Source organism: Mesorhizobium sp. NFR06 (assembly GCF_900115245.1).
Lineage (GTDB): Bacteria > Pseudomonadota > Alphaproteobacteria > Rhizobiales > Rhizobiaceae > Mesorhizobium.
The window spans coordinates 1-1141 of record NZ_FOVT01000040.1 but is presented as its reverse complement, the minus strand read 5'-3'; the positions used below and the strand labels follow the sequence as shown (position 1 = coordinate 1141).

At 57.8% G+C, this 1141-nt stretch carries 1 protein-coding gene and 1 tRNA gene; both read left to right on the top strand.

Annotated features, from left to right (window positions below; genetic code table 11):
* The first annotated feature begins 527 nt into the window (after nucleotides 1-527).
* Nucleotides 528-618: transfer RNA gene (locus F3H96_RS30390), tRNA-Ser, on the top strand.
* A 96-nt stretch (nucleotides 619-714) separates the two neighbouring features.
* Nucleotides 715-969: a GIY-YIG nuclease family protein gene (locus F3H96_RS30385; RefSeq protein ID WP_149805300.1), complete on the top strand. Its 255-nt coding sequence runs from the start codon at nucleotides 715-717 to the stop codon at nucleotides 967-969.
* Nucleotides 970-1141: the final 172 nt, after the last annotated feature.

Sequence of the window (1141 nt, the reverse complement as noted above, 5' to 3'; positions counted from 1 at the left end):
CACCGCGTCGGCGGCGCGAGCACCGGAAACTGCGATCAGGGCCGCAGCTGAGCCGAGAAGAAGGCTCTTGATGTTCATTTTCTGACCTCCAGTCAAAAGTTAAAAAACGGGTCTGGGTATTTTTTGCTGAAGGACAGCGTTCCCTGCCCCATCCCCACTACCGAAAAAGATGCGCACCGCGCCGCTCCTTCGAACGTGACCTTTACCCATGAGCCGACGCCGTTCAACCACGATCGTATCGGCGCAAGGGCTGTCCGGGCGCTATCGCCGGGGGTTGTTGCACAAATGACACGATTTGGCCTCACTCCGAAAGTTCTCGTTAACCTTCAGGCCCGCACGGCGCTTGAATCAGGCCGAATCCGGCAATCGCTCGACCGAATTGCGGCGCGCCGGCGAGTCGGCCGCCAGGCTATTGCCGCAGAATCGCCATCCGAGGCAGCGGGACCGCGCCCGCTTGCCGATTTTTCGCTGATTATGACGCGGGCTTGTTGATTGTGCCTGCGCTTTTCTTTATCCAGCGGCGCGACGGAGAGGTGGCCGAGTGGTCGAAGGCGCTCCCCTGCTAAGGGAGTAGAGGTCAAAAGCTTCTCGTGGGTTCGAATCCCATCCTCTCCGCCACCCTACGCCCTGCGGGCTTCGGGTGGCAGGCCACCCGGAACCGCATTTTGGGCGTAGGAGTGTCGCTCGAAGCTACGAAGGTAACGTAGGGGGACCATGTGGTACGTCTATTTCCTGCAGCTCCGTAACGGCGATGTCTACGTCGGATCAACCAATGATCTCCGGCACCGCTTCGAATCGCATCAATCAGGATATGTGACTTCAACAAAAGCTCATCTGCCTGCCAGCTTGAAGGCTTATATCGTGGTTGAAACCGAGGCCAACGCGCGGCAACTCGAGCGCTATTTCAGGTCCGGATATGGCAAGACCTTCGCCAGCAAACGGTTTTGGCGTACAGAGCCCGCTGACTGATCCAAGATTTATCTCTCTGAAATAAAAGGGAAAAAAGCCTACTTAAGCGCGGTTTGTTCGGCTCCTCCGTTCGATTCTGACTGGAGGTCAGAAAATGAACATCAAGAGCCTTCTTCTCGGCTCAGCTGCGGCCCTGATCGCAGTTTCCGGTGCTCGCGCCGCCGACGCGGTG

What these genes read in the sequence shown, in the direction of transcription:
- F3H96_RS30385 (WP_149805300.1), top strand. Translation starts at nt 715, where the DNA reads ATGTGGTACGTCTATTTCCTGCAGCTCCGTAACGGCGATGTCTACGTC.